Origin of the sequence: Collinsella sp. AF31-11, from assembly GCF_003475605.1 — a bacterium.
In the GTDB taxonomy this organism is placed as follows: Bacteria; Actinomycetota; Coriobacteriia; order Coriobacteriales; family Coriobacteriaceae; genus Collinsella.
In genome coordinates this window covers 50575-70501 of the sequence record NZ_QRQS01000008.1, presented here as the reverse complement: position 1 = coordinate 70501, position 19927 = coordinate 50575, and the positions used below count along the sequence as shown (strand labels likewise).

The following is a 19927-nucleotide window of genomic DNA, read 5'->3' as shown; positions in this document are numbered from 1 at the left end:
CTCAGGACTCCTCAGAGGTCTCGGCGGGCGTATAGGTGTAATACTGAGCCGGCCTGGCTACAGACTTGTGAGCCACATCTGCGCCATCGGCGGCCTCGTCCTCGCCAATTAGGACGCGCTCGGTGGGCTGCTCGGCCTCCGCAGCGGCAGCGGCGAGCTTGCGCTCGGCGTCAGCTGCAGGTGCCTTCACCTTATTGAACAGCTTCTGCACGGCACCGGCGGCAGAATCGGTCACGCTCGACACGGCGTTGCTGGCCTCGGCCATACTGCCCGTGACCTCGGAAATGTCGCGAACGACGGCCTCAACCTCAACGAGGTTGGACGTCAGGGCGTCAACGGCGGTCTTGCTCGACTTAAGCAGCGGCTCAATCTGGGCAAGTGCCGGTGTAAGCTCGTCGACAGCGCCATCGAGTTTTGCCACCACCGGCTGCGCCTCGGCGATAGTGTTGTTGAGGTCGGTTACGGTCTTATCGAGCGAGTCGACAACGGTGCGGGTCTTGCGCAGCGTGAGCGCGAGCTCAGCGATAGCCCACACGCCGGCAATGGCAAGCACCAGCAGGGCAATTTGAATGGGACTCATACAAGCCTCCCGGAAAAATCGAAATACAGACGCTGTTCATGGTACCCCAAAGAAGGGGAAAGATACCCAAAGGGAATGTGCGAGGTGCCAATGACCTACTTGGGCGCGTTACCGCTACGGTCACGTTCGCTTTGCTCCACACGCCACTCTTCCCAACCGCGGCCGGCAGGCTGCCAAAAGGCACCATGTTCCAGGCCGTCGGGCAAGTAGCGCTGATCGACCCAGCCTTCGGGATAATCGTGCGGATACTTGTAAACGCCGTACTCATCGCTACCAGGGCGATGGCGATCGCGTAGGTAACTGGGCACCTCGCGAAGACCACTGCTGTGGATATCGGCTAGCGCCGCATCGATCGAGGCCTCGCACGCATTGGACTTAGGCGCCAAGCACACATAGAGCGCAGCTTGTGCCAGGTTAATGCGACATTCAGGATAGCCAATAACTTCAGCAGATTTAAAGGCAGCATGCGCCACCAAAAGTGCCTGCGGATCGGCATTACCAACGTCCTCAGAAGCCTGAATCATAATGCGGCGGGCGATAAACTTAGGATCCTCACCCGCATCGATCATGCGCGCGAGCCAATAAATGGTGGCATCGGGGTCGCTGCCGCGCATGGACTTGATGAACGCACTGATAATGTCATAGTGCATGTCGCCGTTTTTGTCATACGAAAAACCGCGACGCGGATTGGCAATCTTCACGTCATCCACGGTAATGGGATAGCGCTCCCCCGCCGCAGGCGCTGGCGTTCCCTCGGTATCGGGACGCGTGACGGCAATCTCGCTCGCAAGCTCGAGCGTCGTGAGCGCCGAGCGAGCGTCGCCGGCGGCCAGCGTGCAGATGGTCTTAACCGTATCCTCATCGGCCGAGAACTTGCCGTTCAGACCCTGCGGCGCCTCGAGCGCACGCTCGATAAGCGTCGCAATATCCTCGTCCTTTAAGTGCTCAAGCTCCACCACGCGACCACGCGAGAGCAACGCCGAGTTGACCTCGAAGTACGGGTTCTCCGTCGTGGCGCCGATCATAATGACGGTACGATTCTCGACTGCATGCAACAGGGCATCCTGCTGCGACTTGGAAAAGCGATGAATCTCGTCGATAAACAGGATGGTGCGACGGTCGTAGGTATTCAGGCGCGTCTTTGCCTCGTCAATCACGCGGCGCAGATCCTTCACAGTACCCGTGACGGCGCTGACCTCGACAAACTCGCTCTTGGTATGGTTGGCGATAATGTGGGCCAGCGTCGTCTTGCCCGTACCGGCCGGCCCGTACAGAATCACACTCGATAGCACGTCGTGCTCAATCGCGGCACGCAGCCATGAGCCCTTACCGACGGCCTTTTGCTGGCCCACGTAATCATCGAGCGAATTGGGGCGCATGCGCACCGCGAGCGGCGCATTTCTAAAGGAACGCTCGCGCGTCGAGGCAGAAAAAAGGTCGTCCATAGCCATCCCGTGCATCAATCAAAATCGTTGTTGACCAACAGTATACCGAAAGGATACGAACTACCGTTCGTTAATATAGGTGCGGTGCGGAAACTTTAAACCCGGGAACAGCTTGCTCGTGAGCTCGCAGAAATAACCGTCCGTCATGCTCGCGATGTAATCCACCACGGCTTGATCCTTGTCGTCCTGCCAGGCATACACGCGATCGTAGTAAGAAAGCTGCTGCTCAATGCGAGAAATGTGATGCTTAAAGATGTACGAAGACTCGTCGCCTTCGTTTATGTCCCGCAGGCAACGGCCGTAGAGCTTTTCGAAGGCCTCTCGCAGCTCCGCTTCGGAGTCGCCTTCGATACCGCCCTTGCTATAGATTTTCTCGTAGTTCTCGCGCTTGGCTCGGCGTATTTCCTCAAACAGGTCCTCGCTCATCTCGATGCGCGGCTTGCCATAGCTGTGCTCGACGATATCGATGGAAGCGTGCGTGAGGATCCAACTGTTGTAGGCACCGCCCCGGCCATCATCAAAAGCGTCTGGCGAAAGCAGGCCCGCCGCGATCGCATCCTGACGGTCACGACCGACGTAGGCGAGGATGTCCGAAATGCGAACGACGCAGCCCTCGAGCGTCATGGGACGCAGGTGCTCAATAGCGCCATAGCCCGTGGCGATACAGTCCTCAACTGTCCGATCGAACTGGTCAAAGGAGCCCATATCCGACAATTCAAACACGCGCTGCTCGTACTCGCCGTTATGGCATAGCACGCCGTCGAGCGTCTGGAGCGATACGTTGCGGCCATACAGGGCATCGAGCACGCGCACCGACTGCACGTTATGGAAAAAGAAGCGGCCGGTGCGCTCGTGGTAAATATCGTTGAGGAATCGCTCACCGGCATGGCCAAAGGGCGTGTGCCCCAAGTCGTGGCCCAGGCCAATCGCCTCGATCAGATCACAGTTGAGCCCCAAGGCGCGGCCGATATCGCGTGCGATGCGCGAAACAAGCTGCACGTGCAAACCGCGACGTGACAGATCGTCATTGCTACGGAAACTAAAGACCTGCGTTTTGCCTGCATAACGGGTGTACGCCGGAAGATGAAGTATCTTTTCGGTATCGCGCATAAACGCTGGACGCATAAGCGTACCTTTGTCGGCGACACGATCAACACGACGAATGACCTGGTCGTCGTTGCAACGACACGGGTTGACATAGCCCGAAGCACGATCGGCGGCAATGCGCTCGACAAGTTCGGACGACAACGCCGAGGGAATACGGTCCATGCGCGCCTTTATGACGGCCGTTTCTTGATTAGTTGCCATGGCATGCTCCTTAAGAAGGATGCGCAATCGGTTACAATGTGCAGCCCACGACCTCGATTATGGCAAAAATCGGCACCAAAAACGGGAGCAATGGCAGGGAGCGCGATTTTGTGATGAGGCAGGAGAGGGCAAGGGCCAGGAGCGCGGCGGCAAATGCCACGATGCCACCCATAGGGTCGAGCGTGCAAAGCGCGAAGAGCGCCTTGGCATCTCCCATGCCGATGCCCGGGGTTTGGCGAAGACGACGCCAGAGGGACTCAGTCAGCACGAGAGCAAGATACATGATGACGGCTAGACCCGCGTGGTCAAGCGCTGTGCTCAAACCAAGGTCGAGCCAAACGCCCGCAAACGCCGCCACCGCGCACGCGCCGGCAAGCTCATTCGGGTACCGCCGCTCGCGGGCATCAACCACCGCACCGGCAAAGGCGCAGATCCAAAATGGGATATAGAACATCATGCACCTCCATGAACAGCTGCTCAAAAGCAAAAACCACCACAAAGGTGCCTGTCCCCTTTGTGGTGGTTTTGGTGGTGGTTATTTAGCGCCTTGCATGACCTCGTCGAGGGTAACGTTGACGGCGTGCTGCGTCGGGACCCAGTCGACCTTTAGGAACAGTGCGGCCACCGTGATGGGAATATAGCTGAACATAAAGATCGGGAAGGTAAACAGGTTGGTCACCAGGCGCCACTTTTGAGCGCAGTGAATGTGCTTGTACTCAAAGATGGTCGTGAGCAGCGCCAGGATAAAGAAGGTCTGGTACATCATCGCGAAGGTCATAATGAGCGAGGCGGCACAAGCCTGCATCTCGACTTCGGTAGCCAAGAAGCCGTGTGAGAGTCCACCCACGATAAGGAACGTCGCGTTGGCTAGCATGGAAATCAGGGACAGAAGCATGCCCGGAGCGATGGTCATAAACATGTCATATGCGGCAAAGCGATGATAGCGGAAGGTCGACTTGACCAGGTGCTTACCATACGTAAAGAACACCTGGTAAAAGCCCTTGGTCCAACGCATACGCTGCTTCCAGGATGCCTTGAACGTCACGGGCTGCTCGTCAAAGAACTCCGCCGGCGCATAGCCAATGCGGATGCCGTGAATGGCGCAGAACGTGGTGAACTGGATGTCCTCGGTCAGCGTATGGAACTGCCAACCGTGCATGCCCTCGATCACGCTCGCCGAGATAAGGTAGCCCGAACCCGAAACGGCACAGGAAGTCTTGCAGATATTACGTGCGTTATTGAGGAAACGCGCCTCGCGCAGGTACCAAGTGGCGTTGGCAGCCGAGATCCACGAGCTACCAAAGTTTTTGGAGTTGCGGTAGCTTGTGACCACATGGAAGCCCTGGTCAAAGGCGTCATTCATCTTGGAGACGTAATCGCGGGAGATAACGTTGTCGGCGTCGAAAATAAAGTAGCCCTCAAAGATATCGGGATACTCGTTAAGAATGCGGTCAAAACCAAAGTCCATGACCCAGCTCTTACCCTTACGGGCCAGGTCATTACGCTCATAGACGATGGCGCCAGCCTCGCGAGCGAGCTGCGCCGTGTTATCGGTGCAGGCATCGGCAACCACGAAGACCTCGATAAGCTCGGACGGATAGTCCTGGTCTTTGATGGAGCGCACGAGATTGGCAATTACCGCCTCCTCGTTATGCGCCGCAATGAAGAAGGCATAGCGATGGAGCTTTTTGGCCTTGGGAGGTGCAACCTCACCGCGCAGGGCGCCAATGACAAAGAAGACGACCTGGTACAGAAAGCAGACCGTGAGCAGCGTAACCACAATCTGGTTAAAGATCACGATGGGCGTGTTGGTTTGTAAATAGGCGAGCATGCAGGCTCCCAGGAACGCGTTACGTAAACAACAGTATATTTTACCGCAGGCTAGGGGCGTTCAAGAAACCACCTAATACTGACTAGGCTTCGAGAAGACCGAGCTGAGGAACGATCTCGTCGCCGGCAGCGGTGCGACCAAGCGAGCGCGGGGCCAGGTCGTCAAGAACCGCAGCGAGATCCCACGGCAGCTCGTCGCGGCACTCAATGCACTCCCCCGTCACGGGATGGTCGAATGAGACGCGCCAGGAATGAAGGAATTGCCTGGTCAGACCCTGATCGGCGCGTGCATCGCACTTGCCGTAGAGTGGATCGCCCACGCAGCCGTGGTTGATATGGCGCATATGCACGCGAATCTGATGTGTGCGGCCCGTAAACAGGTGGCACTCGACGAGCGTATAGCCATCGTCAAAACGCGTGGAATCGAAGCGCTCGAGGACCTTAAAGGTCGTAATGGCCTGGCGGGCAAAGGGATCATCTGAGACTGCCATCTTGACGCGGTCACGCGTAGAGCGGGCGATACCAGTGTTGATGGTCCCCTCATCCATAGCGATATGTCCGTGAACGAGCGTGATATAGCGGCGGTCGAGCGTGCGCGTACGGATAAGATTTTGGAGCGCGCGCTGGGTGTCGTCGTCCTTGGCCGCAAGCATAAGGCCCGAAGTGTCGCGATCCAGACGATGCACGATGCCGGGGCGATCCTCGCCCTGCACGGTGCCCAGATGGTCGATACCGCAGTGATAGACCAGGGCATTCGCGAGCGTACCGCTCTCATGACCATGCGCAGGATGGCACACCAGGCCGCGCTGCTTGGAGAGCACAATGAGATAGTCATCCTCATAGCGAATGTCGAGCGGGATGGCCTCGGGTATCACGTCGGTCGGGTCGTGCGGCTCGGGCAAATCGACCGAAATACGGTCGCCGGCTCGCACGGCGTACTTTTTGGAGAGACAGGTCTCGCCGTTGACGGCAACGGCGCCGCCCTCAATCAGATGCGCGCAGGCAGAGCGTGTGGGACAGCCGTCGTTGGCACCCAGATAGGCGTCGAGACGCTGACCAGCGGAATCGTCAGCAACAAGAATATGAATGTCGGCCATTAGCGCTCATTCCTTTCGCGAATCTTGCGGGCGCGCTCCCCACGCTGCTTGGCTTTGCGTTTGGCGCGGGCCTCGTCACGAGCGTTGAGCTCGGCAGTCGCATCGACCTCACGAGCAGCAGGGCTCAAGAACATGTAGCCGATGAGCGCCAGCACGACACCGACCGTAATGCCGATATCGGCAACGTTAAAGACGGGGAAATCGATGAAGGTGGTGGCAATAAAATCGGTCACGAAGCCAAAGGTCAAACGATCGATCGCATTGCCGACGGCACCGCCCGCGACCATAGCCATACCAACGACCTCCAGGCGAGCAAGCTGAGGCACACGAACAAGATACACCGCGATGGCAATGATGACGACAAGTGCCAGCACGACAAACGCAATGCCATGACCCTCGCCCATGCTAAAGGCAGCTCCGATATTACGGACAAACAGAAAGTCAATCACGCCGGGGATAACGGTCATATGCAGAGCATCGCCCACGGCACGAACCGCAAGCTTGGTCAGCTGGTCAAGAAGCAGCACAACCAGCGCCACGCTACCAGCAACACCCAACCGCCAACGCAAAGACGGCGTCATATCCGCACCACGACCCAAAGAAATCCCCTACCCTCAAGAACATCGAATTACGTTTAACGCAAATCAATATCTTATATTGACCAGCAACGAAATAGCCGATGATTCGTTACCGACAGCGAAAACCCGCCAGAGCGAGCAAGGTGCCTTGAAACAAGGCGGCATTGACCTTCTGGTCATGCCGCCGAAGTTGAAAGGCAGATTGCCGCTCTGGCGGGTTTGCAGCGTCAACTGGTTACGCGGTTTGGTAAAACCGCGTAACTAAAGAGCTTCGGCACAACGTTTGCAGATGTGCGCGTGGCCGTTGTACTCGCCGACGGTGGTGCGGTAGTTCCAGCAACGGTCGCAGCACTCGCCTTCGGCAGCCTCGATGGCAACGGAAAGCTCCTCGCCCTGGGTCAGCTCAACATCGGATACGATGTAGAACTCGGCCAAGTCGACAGCCTTATCGCCAGTCAGCAGCGCATACATCTCGGCGGGAACGACCGCCTTGACGCGGACCTGCTGGCTCTTGGTGAAGGTGCCGGCAGAACGGGCATCCTCAAGGGCCTTGGTCACGGCGCCACGGAGCTCGAGCGAAGCCTCGAGCACACCCTCAAACTCGTTGGCCTCGTCGACCGTGATGGGCGACTTGTACCAATCGAGCAGCGCGGCGTACTTCTGGTGATCGACGCAGCCAGCAGGCGCATAGGCCATGGCCTCGTCGACGGTGTAGGACAAGATCGGCTGCAGGTCACGCATGAGCATCGAGAAGAGCTCGGCCAGCACGGTCTGGGCGCTGCGACGCTCGAGCGAGCCGGGCTTGTCGCAGTACAGACGGTCCTTCAGGGCGTCAAGGTACACGTTGGAAAGCTCGGTAACCACAAAGTCGTAGAGCGCACGGTAGGCGCGCGGGAACTCGTAGCTAGCGTAGGCGTCGTCGACCTCAGCCTGGACCTGGGTCAGACGGGCGACCATGAGCTTGTCGAGCGGCAGCAGGTCGGCAAAGGCGACGCCGTCGGTCTCGGGCTCAAACTGGCCCTCGAGCTCGGAGAGCAAGAAGCGCAGCGTGTTACGGAAACGACGGTAGGCATCGGACGTACGAGCGAGAATCTCGTGGTCGATGGAGACGTCGGAGCTGGTGTCGACGGAGGCAACCCACAGACGGATGATGTCGGCGCCCATCTCGTCGCAGACCTTGTTGGGGTCGATGACGTTGCCGAGCGACTTGGACATCTTGCGGCCCTGGCCGTCGAGGGTAAAGCCCTGCGAGACGACCGCCTTGTACGGAGCGTGGCCGTTGGCACCCACCGAGGTGAGCAGCGAGCTCTGGAACCAACCTCGGTGCTGGTCGGAACCCTCGAGGTAGACGTCCGCCGGGTACTCCAGCTCGGGACGATACTCGCAGACGGCCTTCCAAGACACGCCGGAGTCCCACCATACGTCGAGGATGTCCTTATCGGCCTTGAGGTGATGGCCGCCGCACTTGGGGCAGACGCAGGCCTCGCCCAGATAGCTCTCGGGAGCGTCGGTGAACCAGGCATCGGAGCCCTTCTCGTGGAAGAGCTTGATGACGGCGTCGAGCGTGGCGTCGTTCATGACCTTCTCGCCGCAGTCGGCGCAGGTGTAGCTGGGGATAGGCACGCCCCAGTTGCGCTGGCGGCTGATACACCAGTCGGGACGCTGCTCGACCATAGCGCCGATGCGGTTGGCGGCGTGAGCCGGATACCACTTGACGTTCTCGCGAACCTCCTTGCCAGCCTGCTCACGCAAACCGGTCTTGTCCATCGAGACAAACCACTGGTCGGTGGCACGGAAGAGCACCGGGTGCTTGCAGCGCCAGCAGTGCGGATAGCTGTGCGTGATCTTCTTCTCGAGAACCAGGGTGCCGCGCTCGCGCAGGAACTCGATGATGTGCGGGTTAGCCTCGTCGGTGTCCATACCGCTGAAGGGACCACCGGTGCCAAACTCCTCGCCGGTGTAGAACTTACCGTCGTCGTCGACCGGCATGCAGATGTCGGTGATGCCCTCCTTGAGGCAGGCGAAGTAGTCGTCGACGCCGTGACCGGGCGAGTTGTGGACAATACCGGTACCGTCATCGACACCGACGTAATCGGCCAGCAGCGCCACGCCCTCAACACCGTCAAAGATCGGCTGCTTGTAGTGGATGTGGTGGAAGGTCTCGGCGGGAACCACATAGGGCTTGCCGTCGACCGTGACCGGGGTGTACTCCCAGCCAAACTCCTCGCAGCACTTGGGAGCCAGGTCCTCGAGCATGACCTCGGCGCGGCCGTCGTGCTCAACGGCGACGTAGGCGGCACCGGGCTTGAGGGAGACTGCCTGGTCGGAGGGGATAGTCCACGGCGTAGTCGTCCAGATGATAAAGTCGACCGGGCCATCGAAGCTCTCGAGGCCAGCGGGCTTGGAAGTCATCTCAAAGCGGACGTAGATGGAGGGGCTCGTCTCGTCGGAGTACTCGATCTCGGCCTCGGCCAGCGCGGTATGGCAATGCTTGCACCAGTGAACCGGCTTGTGGCCGCGATAGATCATGCCTTTGTCGAACATGGCCTTAAAGACCTCGATGTCGGCGGCATCGTGCTGGTGATAAAGCGTCAGGTAGGGGTTGTCCCAGTCGCCAAGCACGCCCAGGCGACGGAAGCCGGCCTTCTGCAACTCGATGTTCTCGACAGCGAACTTGTTGCAAAGCTCGCGAATCTTAGCCGTGGAGGTCTGGTTGAACTTCTCGGTGCCGAGCTTCTCCTCGACCTTGTGCTCGATTGGCTGGCCATGGCAGTCCCAACCGGGGACATAGGGAACTTCGCAGCCCTGCATCATCCAGTAACGGTTGATCATGTCCTTGGAGATCTTGTTCATGGCGTGGCCGATATGGATCGGGCCGTTGGCGTACGGAGGACCGTCGTGCAGCACGAATTTCTTGTGACCCTCGTTCTTCTTCAAAACCTGCTCGTAGACCTTGTTGTCCTGCCAGTCCTTGAGTCGCTTGGGCTCGGACTTGGAAAGACCGGCACGCATGGGAAATCCGGTTTTGGGCAGATTCATCGTCTGCTTGTACTCGTTTGCCACGGTACCCCTTTCATGTCGTGGGCGCACACGCCCTCTGGGCACCAAAAATAGCGCCCGTCCCTACAAGCTGGGACGAAGCGCCACAAAACGGGCAGACTGCCCGTAAAAGCTCTTCGCTTAACCACCCAGCTTAGATGCCCTCGCCCGCGTCGCCACGCGCTCGCATCCGTTACTCGGCTGGCCTGTATCGACGACCATCTCGGCGATGTCTACTAAGACGTGCCTGTGCGGCGCGTCCGTTGGGACCGCAGCTCCGGGGTGATTTTCATCGGTCGCATGCACGGGTTCTCAGCGCTCCCCGCTCTCTGTAGCATGCGGATGGCCGACTACTCGTCCCCATCAACGCTTATGCGCTGTATAGTAGCACGGTCAACGCCGGCAAAAAACCCTCAACACTGGTTTTATACGTTCGAAAAATCTCGCGGCTGTGGACTTTCTCTTGGAGCAAAATACCGGGCGGCCAACGCCTACGGTCACACGCTCCTCGCCTAACCTACCAAAACCACCACAAAGGGGACAGGCACCTTTGTGGTGGTTTTTTATTGCTCCAGCATGCTGGGGTCGAACTCGCTAGCCGGAATCACGCGATAACCGTGGCGCAGCAGTAGATCGACGAAGACACCGTTGCCCGCGATGAGCGTACCGCTAAAGGTTCCATCATAGATACGACCCGCGCCACACGAGGGACTGCGGTCCTGAAGGAAGCACGCAGCGATCTCGGACGGGCCGCCAAAGTGCTCGCACATATCGAGCGCACGCTGGGCACCTAGACGAAACTCGCGATCGACCGAGGTGCCCTCGCAGGTGCGGACCTCACCGTCCACAATCTCGGACGGCTTGCGCGGCGTAGGCAGACCGCCAAAAACCTCAGGGCACACCAGCAGGACCTCGGTCCCCGTACGTTCGCAAGCCTCGACCAGCTTGCGATGGTAATTGTCAAGCCCGTTATATTTACAGTTCTCGCCCATCAAGCAGGCGCTCACCACGATCTTCATTTCCATCCCTCTCAAGCAAAACGCCCCATTTGAGAAAGCTGCTCAAATGGGGCGTCGGCGATCACTGGCTCGGCCGCGGCTTTACTGCTGCTTTGGCATCAGCGGATTCTCACGCATGAGGAGGTTCATGAACTCCTCACCCGTAATCGTCTCCTTCTTGTACAGATAACGAGCCAGCTCGTGAAGCTTAAACTTGTTCTCCTTGAGGATCTGCAGGGCGCGATCATGCGCATCCTCGATCAGCTTGGCGACAATCGCGTCCACGCGCTCGGCCGTACCGGGGGCGCAAGTGAGCGACGTGTCCTGGTTGAGATACGCGTTCTGAACGGTACCGAGCGCCATCATGCCAAACTCATCGGACATACCAAAACGCGTCACCATGTTGCGGGCGAGCTTGGTGGCCTGCTCGATATCGTTGGCCGCGCCGGTCGTCATCTCACCAAAGATGAGCTCCTCGGCAGCACGTCCTCCGCAGTAGACAGCGAGCTTGTCGAGCACCTCCTGGCGCGTGGTCAGAAAACGCTCGTCCTCCTCGACCTGCATGGTATAGCCAAGAGCACCGCTCGTGCGCGGCACGATGGTGATCTTGGTGACCGGAGCAGAGCCCTTTTGGCGGGCAGCGACGATGGCATGGCCAATCTCGTGGTAGGAAACAACCTGCTTCTCGTGGTCGGACAGCACCGTGGACTTACGCTGCTGGCCGGCGATAACGACCTCCACCGACTCCTCGAAGTCGTCCTGGGTTGCACGCTTTCGACCCTCGCGAACGGCGCGCAGAGCGCCCTCGTTGATGATATTGGCCAGGTCGGCGCCCGAGGCACCGGGTGTGGCGCGGGCAATCGCGGTCAGATCGATCGGCGGCTGAGTCTTCACGCTCTTGGCGTGGAGCTCGAGGATGTTCTTACGGCCGGTCAGGTCGGGCAGCTCGACGGGAATGCGGCGGTCAAAACGGCCGGGGCGCAGCAAGGCCGGATCGAGGCTGTCGGGGCGGTTGGTGGCAGCAAGGACGACAATACCCTTGTGGTTATCGAAGCCGTCCATCTCGGTCAGCAACTGGTTGAGCGTCTGCTCGCGCTCGTCGTTGCCGCTAAAGCCGCCGCCATCGCGCTTCTTACCGATGGTATCGATCTCATCGATAAAGACGATACACGGGGCCTTTTCCTTTGCCTGCTTAAACAGGTCACGCACCTTAGCAGCGCCGCGACCAACAAACATCTCAACGAACTCAGAGCCCGAAATGCTAAAGAACGGCACGCCCGCCTCGCCGGCAACAGCCTTGGCAAGCAGGGTCTTACCGGTACCCGGAGGGCCAACAAGAAGAGCGCCGCGCGGCAGCTTGGCGCCGATCTCCTCGTAGCGCTGCGGCTTCTCCAGAAAGTCGACGACCTCCTTGAGGGACTCCTTGGCCTCTTCCTGGCCGGCGACGTCCTTAAAGGTCACGCCCACGTCCTTGGAGGCGATCACGCGCGCGCCGGACTTACCCAGTCCGCCGCCGCCAAAACCGCCGCCGCCAAAGTTCATCGACGGACCGTCATCGCCCATGGCCTTCTTCATGCGGCGGTTGAGCCACCAGCCAATCAGGAAGAAAATCGCCATGGGAAGAATGAGGGTGAGCAGGTAGTAGGTCATCAAACCCGAGTTTTTATCGGGAACGACCGACTCAAGCGAGGCGCCAGATTCAAGCACGCGATCGGTAAAGCCCGCGTCATTCGGCACACCGGTCGTCTTGTAGGCGATGTTCTCGTCCTCGCCCTTCTTGGTGTAATAAATCGAGTAATCGTCCGTGTTGTACTCGACCTTGTCAACGCTCTTCTTATCGAGCGCTTTGACAAACGTCGAGTAATCGGTCTTCGTAATCTGCTGCGTGTGACCGATGTTGGGGAACAGAACGGTCGAGAGCACGAGGTAGACGACGAAGGCGATGAGCACGTAGAGGATCATATTCCGTCTACGTTTGTTGTCATCCATCTCCATCTGCTTGAACTCCATCTACTGGGGTTGATAATGTTTTTAGAATACCCAACCCGGACGGCGATAAACCGACGCCGGGCACGAAAGGACAGAGATGGCATCACTGGAATTCGGCAAGGTTCAAATCTATACGGGCGACGGCAAGGGCAAGACAACGGCTGCGTTGGGGCTCGCCTTGCGCGCGACGGGCTACGGACTTAACGTGCTTATGCTGCAGTTTGCAAAGAAGCTGCACTGCGCCGAGCATGATGCGGCGCCCCGTTTGGGTCTGCGCATCGTACAAGCCGACCGCGACACGCCCGAAGCCTGTGCCGCACAAGTCATGGAGCTGGCGCGCGAGCAGATTAGCCAGGTCGACGTGTTGATCTTGGATGAGCTGGGAGAAGCCATGCGGCGGGGCTTTGTGACGCGCAAAGATGTCGAAGCGCTGATCGCGATGAAGCCCGACACCACGGAGCTCGTACTGACCGGCCGAGGCTTGCTGCCCCTCGCCGACCTTGCCGATCTGGTAACCGAAATGCGCCCTGTCAAACACTACTTCGACGAAGGCCTCCTAGCCCGCCAAGGCATCGAATACTAATTCGGCACTTAGGGACGTTCCCTTTCTGCCGGCTAGGCGGTGGCGCGGCCTAGCCAGTTGCCGCTGTGGTGGTAGATGGTGAACATGCTTGCGGTGATGAGCCAGGTTACGGGGTAGACCAGCAGTAGATGCTCGAGCGACGGATCGAAGGGCATGATTGCAAACACCCAGATCACCCTGAGCACAACCGTACCAAAGATGGTGAGCATCATAGGCTGCAGACTCACGCCGGCGCCGCGAATGGAGCCCGACGCGTTCTCGATAATCGAAAAAACGGCGTAGAACGGTGCGATGAAATGAATGATGGTCGTGGTGTATCCAGAAATCGCGGCATCATCGACAAACAGGCGCGACAGGGGACCCGAGAACACCAACAGTACACCGGACAGACCGCCGATGAGCAAAAACGACAGCACGAGCGACGTGTGATAGCCCTTTCGCATGCGATCGTAATTACGTGCGCCAAAGTTCTGCGCCGAGAACGTGGTGATGGATACGCCGAGCGCCTCGGTCACCATCCAGATGATGCCGTCGAGACGGCCCGAAAGACCCCACGCCGTCGTAACATCGGCGCCAAACGAGTTGACCGATACCTGAATCAGAACGTTGGAAATCGAATACGCCGCCGATTGAAAACCCAGCGGCAAACCGCACGAAAGCATGCTCTTGCAAATACCGCGATCGATGCCGAGCTTGGATATCGACAAACGCCATGCGCCCGGAGCACGCATCATGCGAATCACAATCATCGTGGCATTAGAGCAAATGGTCAGTGCCACCGCGATACCACAGCCCAAGGCCTCCAAATGCAGCACGGCAACAAAAATGATATCGAGCACCACGTTCACGAGGCAGCCGGAAGCAATAATCACGGCAGGGCCACGCGTATCGCCCACGGCACGCAGCAGCGCGGTACCCATATTGAGCAGCAGCGCCGCAAACATGGCGGCAAAATAGCAGCGAGCATAGGCTACGCCCTCGGCGAGAAGCTCGTGCGGCGTATTCATCAAAACGAGCATGGGCTCGACAAGCACTATGCCAAGAATGGAAACGACGATACCGCCCACGAGCGCAAGCGTCATGGCTGTATGGATCGAACGGCTCAAGCGCTCGTCATCGTGCTGGCCAAAAAACTGCCCCGTGATAACGGCGCAACCGGCGCCAACGCCAACGCAAAAACCAATGCAGAGCTCCGTGAGCACCATCGTGGCTTGAATGCCGCCCAGCGCAAGCTTGCCGCCAAACTGACCGACGATATACGTACCGATAAGCGTGTAAGCCTGCTGGAAAAACGAACTAAAAAAGATGGGAACGCACAGCGACAGCAATTGCTGCCAAATGACACCTTGCGTTACATCGATAGCCGTAGATTTCTTAGCCACAAGCCCTCCCCACTCGTATACGTCAAACAACAAGTCAGCAATTTAAAACCAAAGCCAAAACCAGCTTAGCACCGACTGGCGGCGACCGAAACGCCCCGAATCAGAGCGCGGTGCAGAATATCTGCCTAGTGATACAAACCCGGCTGGTAGTGGTACTCGTTGCTCACGTGCGGGCACAGCTGCCAAAAGGCGACGGCGCTCGCCGCGGCCACGTTGAGCGAATCGACCCCGTGCGCCATCGGAATGCGCACGGCTCGGTCGCAGCCGGCAATGGTCTTGGCGCCCAAGCCGGCACCCTCAGTACCCATAAAAATCGCCAGACGGTCAATCTCGCGCAGCGCAGGGTCGTCCAGCGAAACGGAATCGTCCGTCAACGCCATAGCGGCACACGAAAAACCGGCATCATGAAGCGCGGCCAGGCCATCATGTGGCCACACCCGCGCCTCGCTGCCAATACGCGTCCACGGCACTTGAAACACGGTGCCCATGCTCACACGAGCCGAGCGACGATACAGCGGATCGCAGCACGTAGGGCTCACCAGAATACCGTCGACATTGAGCGCGGCGGCCGAGCGAAAAATCGCGCCAACATTGGTGTGATCAACAATGCCCTCAAGCACGCACACGCGCACCGGACGCTCCCCTGCCGCCTCAGCGACGCCGCCGAGAAACTCATCGACCGGAATCTGCCGCGGGCGACGAAACGCCGCCAGCGCGCCGCGCGTCACATTAAAGCCCGTCAGCTGCTCCATGAGCTCCATCGAGGCCACGAACACCGGAACAGGACCCGCTCCCTCGCGCACGACCAGACGCTCAAACAGCGGCATCATCTGATCGAGCCAGCGCTCGCCCAAAAGAAAACTCACCGGGTCGTAGCCGGCGCGTACCGCACGCTCGATGACCTTGGCGCTCTCTGCGATAAAGATGCCCTTTTGCGGCTCCAGCACGCAACGTAGCTCACGCTCCGTCAGTCGCACGTAGGCATCGAGCCGCTCGTCCTCGAGCGAATCGATTCGCAGCACCTCAACGGCATCAGTCATAGTAGCCAGCCCGCACCTTTCTTTGCAGCACCTATACAAATATCGGGGCAACGCCATGCGCCGCCCCGTCATTCATTTCATCCCGATAATACCGAAGGGATAATCGGTTTTACGCCTCGATGCGACGATACGTCACGAACTCATAATCGACGCCCTCGTCACCCTCACCGGCGGCAATCGTTGCGACCCCGCTACGCTGCGCAATCTCCCACGCCGGATCGGTTCCCAAATCGGGAAAGTACGTATCCACGACATGCACGCAATGGTTGTGCGTGACCTCGGCCTCGACGCAATACGGCAAAAACTGCCGATAGACATCGCCGCCACCAATCACCCACGCAACGGGCTCATCGGCAACCGCAGCGAGCGCCTCATCAATACTGTGCACCACATCGACGTCCTCGGGAGCAAAGTCCACGTCGCGCGTGAGCACGATATTGCGGCGGTTCTTGAGCGGACGCCCCCCGGGAAAACTCAACAGCGTCTTGCGCCCCATAATGACCGGATGGCCTTTGGTGCACGCAACAAAATGGCGCATGTCGGCGCGATTGGACACTACCATGTCGCCCTCGCAGCCAATGCCCCAGTCATCGCACACGGCGACGATGGCAGAAAGCTTACACGTCATAAGCGCCACCTACACCGCAATAGGAATGTTCTTGACTTGCGGGCCGTGCTCGTAGCCCTCGACGATCAGGTCGTCGGTCGTAAACGCGTAGAAATCGTGCACGTCGGGATTGAGCGAAACCTTAGGCGCCGCAAACTGCGGACGCTCGATAAGCTCGCGGACGATATCGACATGGCGGTCGTAAATGTGGGCATCGGCAATCACATGCAGCAGCTCGCCGGGAATCATATCGACGGACTGCGCAACCATCATGAGCAGAATGGCGTACTGGCACACGTTCCAGTTGTTCGCGGCCAAAATGTCCTGGCTGCGCTGGTTGAGAATCATGTTGAGCGTCGGTTTGTCATCCTGCGGGCGCTGCGTCACGTTATATGTCACGCTGTAGGCGCACGGATACAGGTGCATCTCGGACAGGTCGCTGAACACATAGGTGTTCGTCATGATGCGACGGCTATACGGCGTATGCTTAAGGTCGTACAGCACGCGGTCCATCTGGTCAAAGTCGCCCTCGGCATAATGGCTCTTCTGGCCAATCTGGTATCCGTAGGCCTTACCGATGGAGCCGGTCTCGTCAGCCCACTCGTCCCAAATATGGCTGTGGAGGTCATGGACGTTATTGGACTTCTTTTGATAAATCCACAGGATCTCGTCCATGGCAGACTTAAGCGCCGTGCGGCGCAGCGTGAGCGCGGGGAACTCCTCGCGCAGGTCGTAGCGCGCCGTAACGCCAAAGTTTTTAATGGTATAGGCAGGGGTGCCGTCCTCCCACACCGGACGGACCTTTTGGCCCTCGGTGGTGGTGCCATGGTCCAAGATATCGCGGCACATGGCTACAAACTGTTGATCAGCTTTGCTCATTGACCCTCCTGTCAGTCGCCTATAAGCAATTTTTATTGTAGCCCAGGCGCACAGCATCGGATGGGACACTTGGGCCGGCACACGCAATGCACGGCAGCTCACTCTCAGTCGCAACGGCTTTGCCTTTTTCTGACATATGCCAAAAATGCCTTGCGCGGGTCCGCAGGTGCGCTATCCTATTTTTGACATATGTCAGATTTGGAGTGTATATGGCAGGAAGACGCGAGAAACTGCGCCGCGTCGGGATCATCCCCGAATATCGCGGTTTTACCCCCGATGGCCTTGCCAGCGGAGACGCCATCAACATGACGGTCGACGAGCTCGAGGTCCTGCGCCTATGCGACCTGGAAGGCCTCAATCAGGAGGCTGTCGCCCAGCACATAGGCATCGCCCGTGCCACCGTGGCGGCCATCTGCAGCCGCGCACATCGCAAGGTGGCAAACGCGTTGGTCAATGGTCGGGCGCTCATCATCGAAGGCGGCAATATTGCGTACTCCCCCATTACCACGGCAACGGCCGCATGGCCAGCAAAGGAGATTGACACTATGAGGGTGGCAACGACGTACGACAACGGCAACATCTTTATGCACTTTGGCCGCAGCGAGCAGTTCAAGATCTACGACATCCAGGACGGCGAGGTGATCGACGAGCAGGTCGTGGGCACCGGTGGCACCGGTCATGGCGCGCTGGCGGGTCTGCTCGCCAACGGCGGCGTCGACACGCTCATCTGCGGCGGCATCGGCGGTGGCGCTATCAACGCGCTTGCTCAAGCCGGCATCACCGTCTATGCGGGAGCCCAGGGCAGCTGCGATGCGTGCGTCGAAGCCCTTATCGCTGGCACGCTCGCACAGAACGGCGAGGCCACTTGCGGCTGCCACGGCCATGACCACGAGCATTCCCATGAGCATGGCGAGTCCTGTGGCTGCCACGGCCATCACGAGCACGAGGGCCATGAGAGCTGCGGCTGCCACTAGCGGCAGGCAATCGATGCCATCACGTGCCTGCTCACACAACAAATAACGCACCAACGACGAAGGCCGCCTGGAATACCATCCGGGCGGCCTTCGCCATACACGACTCAGCCAGTCGCTACTTTTTATTACGCATCTGCGCTTCCATCTGGCGCAGCAGATCCATATCGGACTTGGGGCCGCCCGTTCCTAGGCCGCCCATGCCGCCCAGGCCCATGGCATCCAGGCCGGGAATATTGGGCATGCGCATCTTTTTGCCCTTCTTGCCCTTTTTGCCCTTCTTGCCGCCGGCCTGTGCCTGATTGGCCATCGTGCGCATGCGGCCCATCATCTTGTTCATCTCGCCCCACTGCTTCATAAGGCTGTTGACCTCGGTTGGGGTTACGCCAGCTCCCTTGGCAATGCGGGCACGGCGCTGACCGTTGATGATGGAGGGACGCAGGCGTTCCTCCTTGGTCATCGACATGATGATGGCCTCGTTCTTATCGAAGATGCCCTCGTCCAGGTTGCCGCCCATCTGGTTGAGCGCGCGCTGGCCACCGGGAAGCATGCCCAGAATGCCCTTCATGCCGCCCATCTTCTTAACGGCCTTCATCTGGTCGAGCATATCGTTCATGGTGAAGCCCTCGCGCAGCATGCGCTCGGCAGCCTCGAGCTGCTCGGCATCGGCTGCCTCCTGGGCCTTCTCGATGATGCCGACGACGTCGCCCATGCCCAAAATACGCTTGGCCATACGATCGGGATAGAACGGCTCCAGCGAATCGGGCTTCTCGCCCATGCTCACAAACTTGATGGGCTTGCCGGTCACCTGGCGCACGGAAAGCGCGCCGCCGCCACGGGCATCGCCGTCGAGCTTGGAGATGATCACACCGTCAAAGTCGGTGCGCTCGGCAAAGGTCGAGACCACGTTGACGATATCCTGGCCGGTCATGGCATCGACGACCATCAGCACCTGATCGGGCTTGACGGCTTTCTTGATGTCCACGGCCTCCTGCATCATCTGCTCGTCGATCTGCAGGCGACCGGCGGTATCGACGATGACCACGTCACGCAGGTGGTCGACGGCCTCCTGGATGGCGCCCGTGGCAATGTCGACCGGATGCGCACCGTCACCGCGGAAGACCGGCACGCCAATCTCGCCGCCAAGCGTTGCCAACTGGTCGGCAGCGGCAGGGCGGTAGACGTCGCACGCGGCGAGCAGCGGCGAGCGGCCCTGCTTCTTGAGCAGGTAGGCCAGCTTTACGGCCGCCGTGGTCTTACCGGAGCCTTGCAGGCCCACAAGCATAATGACGTTGGGAATACGGTTGCTAAAGACGAGCTTGCTCTCGGTAGAGCCGAGCATCTCGGTGAGCTCGTCGAGCACGATCTTGACGACGTTTTGCGCCGGCGACAGCGACTCCATGACCTCTGCGGTCATGCAGCGCTCCTTGGTCTTGGCGACGAACTCCTTGACGACCTTAAAGTTGACGTCGGCCTCGAGCAGCGCCATACGGATGTCGCGCATGGCCGAGGTGATATCGGCCTCGGTCAGCTTGCCCTTGCCGCGCAGGCGGTCAAATGTGTCGTTGAGGCGATCGCTCAGGGAATCAAACACTAGTCAC

At 59.1% G+C, this 19927-nt stretch carries 17 protein-coding genes; 2 read left to right on the top strand and 15 right to left on the bottom strand.

Features of this window, described 5'->3' with window-relative positions; genetic code table 11:
- Nucleotide 1: 1 nt before the first annotated feature.
- The 10 genes from DWZ22_RS06560 to ftsH all read right to left on the bottom strand — a co-directional run bounded on the left by DWZ22_RS06560 (nt 2) and on the right by ftsH (nt 12870).
- Nucleotides 2-580 carry a hypothetical protein gene (locus tag DWZ22_RS06560; RefSeq protein WP_117735058.1) on the bottom strand — a complete coding sequence of 193 codons (579 nt, stop codon included), beginning with the start codon at nt 578-580 and terminating at the stop codon, nt 2-4.
- Nucleotides 581-675: 95 nt separating this feature from the next.
- Nucleotides 676-2025 carry a replication-associated recombination protein A gene (locus DWZ22_RS06555; protein ID WP_199406626.1) on the bottom strand — a complete coding sequence of 450 codons (1350 nt, stop codon included), beginning with the start codon at nt 2023-2025 and terminating at the stop codon, nt 676-678.
- A gap of 60 nt (nt 2026-2085) precedes the next feature.
- Nucleotides 2086-3333, bottom strand: a complete 1248-nt coding sequence (locus DWZ22_RS06550) for a deoxyguanosinetriphosphate triphosphohydrolase family protein (RefSeq protein WP_117742834.1) — start codon at nt 3331-3333, stop codon at nt 2086-2088.
- Between the two features lie 31 nt (nt 3334-3364).
- Nucleotides 3365-3790 carry a prepilin peptidase gene (locus tag DWZ22_RS06545; RefSeq protein WP_118273430.1) on the bottom strand — a complete coding sequence of 142 codons (426 nt, stop codon included), beginning with the start codon at nt 3788-3790 and terminating at the stop codon, nt 3365-3367.
- Nucleotides 3791-3868: 78 nt separating this feature from the next.
- Nucleotides 3869-5164, bottom strand: a complete 1296-nt coding sequence (locus DWZ22_RS06540) for a glycosyltransferase family 2 protein (protein ID WP_118405732.1) — start codon at nt 5162-5164, stop codon at nt 3869-3871.
- Nucleotides 5165-5246: 82 nt separating this feature from the next.
- Complete coding sequence (locus tag DWZ22_RS06535) at nt 5247-6260, bottom strand: RluA family pseudouridine synthase (RefSeq protein ID WP_118405731.1); 1014 nt, start codon at nt 6258-6260, stop codon at nt 5247-5249.
- A complete protein-coding gene (lspA, locus tag DWZ22_RS06530) occupies nt 6260-6841 on the bottom strand; it encodes a signal peptidase II (RefSeq protein WP_118345419.1) in 582 nt (193 codons plus the stop codon). Before lspA ends, DWZ22_RS06535 begins: the two co-directional genes overlap by 1 nt.
- 258 nt (nt 6842-7099) lie before the next feature.
- The gene (gene ileS / locus DWZ22_RS06525; protein WP_369833903.1) at nt 7100-9877 is read right to left on the bottom strand and encodes an isoleucine--tRNA ligase; all 2778 of its coding nucleotides are present in this window, start codon (nt 9875-9877) and stop codon (nt 7100-7102) included.
- 563 nt (nt 9878-10440) lie between these two features.
- Entirely contained in the window at nt 10441-10896 is a 456-nt protein-coding gene (locus DWZ22_RS06520) for a DUF523 domain-containing protein (RefSeq protein WP_117799234.1), read from the bottom strand.
- 81 nt (nt 10897-10977) lie between these two features.
- The gene (gene ftsH / locus DWZ22_RS06515; RefSeq protein ID WP_199407087.1) at nt 10978-12870 is read right to left on the bottom strand and encodes an ATP-dependent zinc metalloprotease FtsH; all 1893 of its coding nucleotides are present in this window, start codon (nt 12868-12870) and stop codon (nt 10978-10980) included.
- Between the two features lie 91 nt (nt 12871-12961).
- On the opposite strand from ftsH, the gene DWZ22_RS06510 reads away from it, so the two are divergent.
- On the top strand, nt 12962-13447 hold the full coding sequence (locus DWZ22_RS06510) for a cob(I)yrinic acid a,c-diamide adenosyltransferase (RefSeq protein WP_118405729.1): 486 nt from the start codon (nt 12962-12964) through the stop codon (nt 13445-13447).
- A gap of 32 nt (nt 13448-13479) precedes the next feature.
- On the opposite strand, the gene DWZ22_RS06505 is transcribed toward DWZ22_RS06510, so the two are convergent.
- From DWZ22_RS06505 to thyA, 4 genes are all read right to left on the bottom strand, one after another.
- Complete coding sequence (locus DWZ22_RS06505; protein ID WP_118405728.1) at nt 13480-14829, bottom strand: MATE family efflux transporter; 1350 nt, start codon at nt 14827-14829, stop codon at nt 13480-13482.
- Nucleotides 14830-14954: 125 nt separating this feature from the next.
- Entirely contained in the window at nt 14955-15869 is a 915-nt protein-coding gene (locus DWZ22_RS06500; RefSeq protein ID WP_118405727.1) for an RNA methyltransferase, read from the bottom strand.
- A 109-nt stretch (nt 15870-15978) separates the two neighbouring features.
- On the bottom strand, nt 15979-16497 hold the full coding sequence (locus DWZ22_RS06495; protein ID WP_118405726.1) for a dihydrofolate reductase: 519 nt from the start codon (nt 16495-16497) through the stop codon (nt 15979-15981).
- 9 nt (nt 16498-16506) lie between these two features.
- Nucleotides 16507-17355 carry a thymidylate synthase gene (gene thyA, locus DWZ22_RS06490; RefSeq protein ID WP_117735047.1) on the bottom strand — a complete coding sequence of 283 codons (849 nt, stop codon included), beginning with the start codon at nt 17353-17355 and terminating at the stop codon, nt 16507-16509.
- Nucleotides 17356-17564: 209 nt separating this feature from the next.
- Between thyA and DWZ22_RS06485 the strand changes: the two genes are divergently transcribed.
- Nucleotides 17565-18329 (top strand): NifB/NifX family molybdenum-iron cluster-binding protein, encoded by a 765-nt coding sequence (locus DWZ22_RS06485; RefSeq protein ID WP_118405725.1) that lies wholly within the window; start codon nt 17565-17567, stop codon nt 18327-18329.
- A 115-nt stretch (nt 18330-18444) separates the two neighbouring features.
- Here the strand turns inward: DWZ22_RS06485 and ffh are convergent, their stop codons facing one another.
- Complete coding sequence (gene ffh, locus DWZ22_RS06480; protein ID WP_117794255.1) at nt 18445-19920, bottom strand: signal recognition particle protein; 1476 nt, start codon at nt 19918-19920, stop codon at nt 18445-18447.
- Nucleotides 19921-19927 lie beyond the last annotated feature (7 nt).

Excerpts from the sequence above, each read along its gene's own strand:
- DWZ22_RS06555 (WP_199406626.1), bottom strand. The coding sequence starts at position 2,025 with ATGGACGACCTTTTTTCTGCCTCGACGCGCGAGCGTTCCTTTAGAAAT.
- ileS (WP_369833903.1), bottom strand. The coding sequence starts at position 9,877 with ATGAATCTGCCCAAAACCGGATTTCCCATGCGTGCCGGTCTTTCCAAG.
- DWZ22_RS06550 (WP_117742834.1), bottom strand. The coding sequence starts at position 3,333 with ATGGCAACTAATCAAGAAACGGCCGTCATAAAGGCGCGCATGGACCGT.
- DWZ22_RS06560 (WP_117735058.1), bottom strand. The coding sequence starts at position 580 with ATGAGTCCCATTCAAATTGCCCTGCTGGTGCTTGCCATTGCCGGCGTG.
- thyA (WP_117735047.1), bottom strand. The coding sequence starts at position 17,355 with ATGAGCAAAGCTGATCAACAGTTTGTAGCCATGTGCCGCGATATCTTG.
- DWZ22_RS06535 (WP_118405731.1), bottom strand. The coding sequence starts at position 6,260 with ATGGCCGACATTCATATTCTTGTTGCTGACGATTCCGCTGGTCAGCGT.
- DWZ22_RS06545 (WP_118273430.1), bottom strand. The coding sequence starts at position 3,790 with ATGATGTTCTATATCCCATTTTGGATCTGCGCCTTTGCCGGTGCGGTG.
- DWZ22_RS06540 (WP_118405732.1), bottom strand. The coding sequence starts at position 5,164 with ATGCTCGCCTATTTACAAACCAACACGCCCATCGTGATCTTTAACCAG.
- DWZ22_RS06500 (WP_118405727.1), bottom strand. The coding sequence starts at position 15,869 with ATGACTGATGCCGTTGAGGTGCTGCGAATCGATTCGCTCGAGGACGAG.
- ftsH (WP_199407087.1), bottom strand. The coding sequence starts at position 12,870 with ATGGAGATGGATGACAACAAACGTAGACGGAATATGATCCTCTACGTG.
- DWZ22_RS06520 (WP_117799234.1), bottom strand. The coding sequence starts at position 10,896 with ATGAAGATCGTGGTGAGCGCCTGCTTGATGGGCGAGAACTGTAAATAT.
- lspA (WP_118345419.1), bottom strand. The coding sequence starts at position 6,841 with ATGACGCCGTCTTTGCGTTGGCGGTTGGGTGTTGCTGGTAGCGTGGCG.
- DWZ22_RS06495 (WP_118405726.1), bottom strand. The coding sequence starts at position 16,497 with ATGACGTGTAAGCTTTCTGCCATCGTCGCCGTGTGCGATGACTGGGGC.
- DWZ22_RS06485 (WP_118405725.1), top strand. The coding sequence starts at position 17,565 with ATGGCAGGAAGACGCGAGAAACTGCGCCGCGTCGGGATCATCCCCGAA.
- DWZ22_RS06510 (WP_118405729.1), top strand. The coding sequence starts at position 12,962 with ATGGCATCACTGGAATTCGGCAAGGTTCAAATCTATACGGGCGACGGC.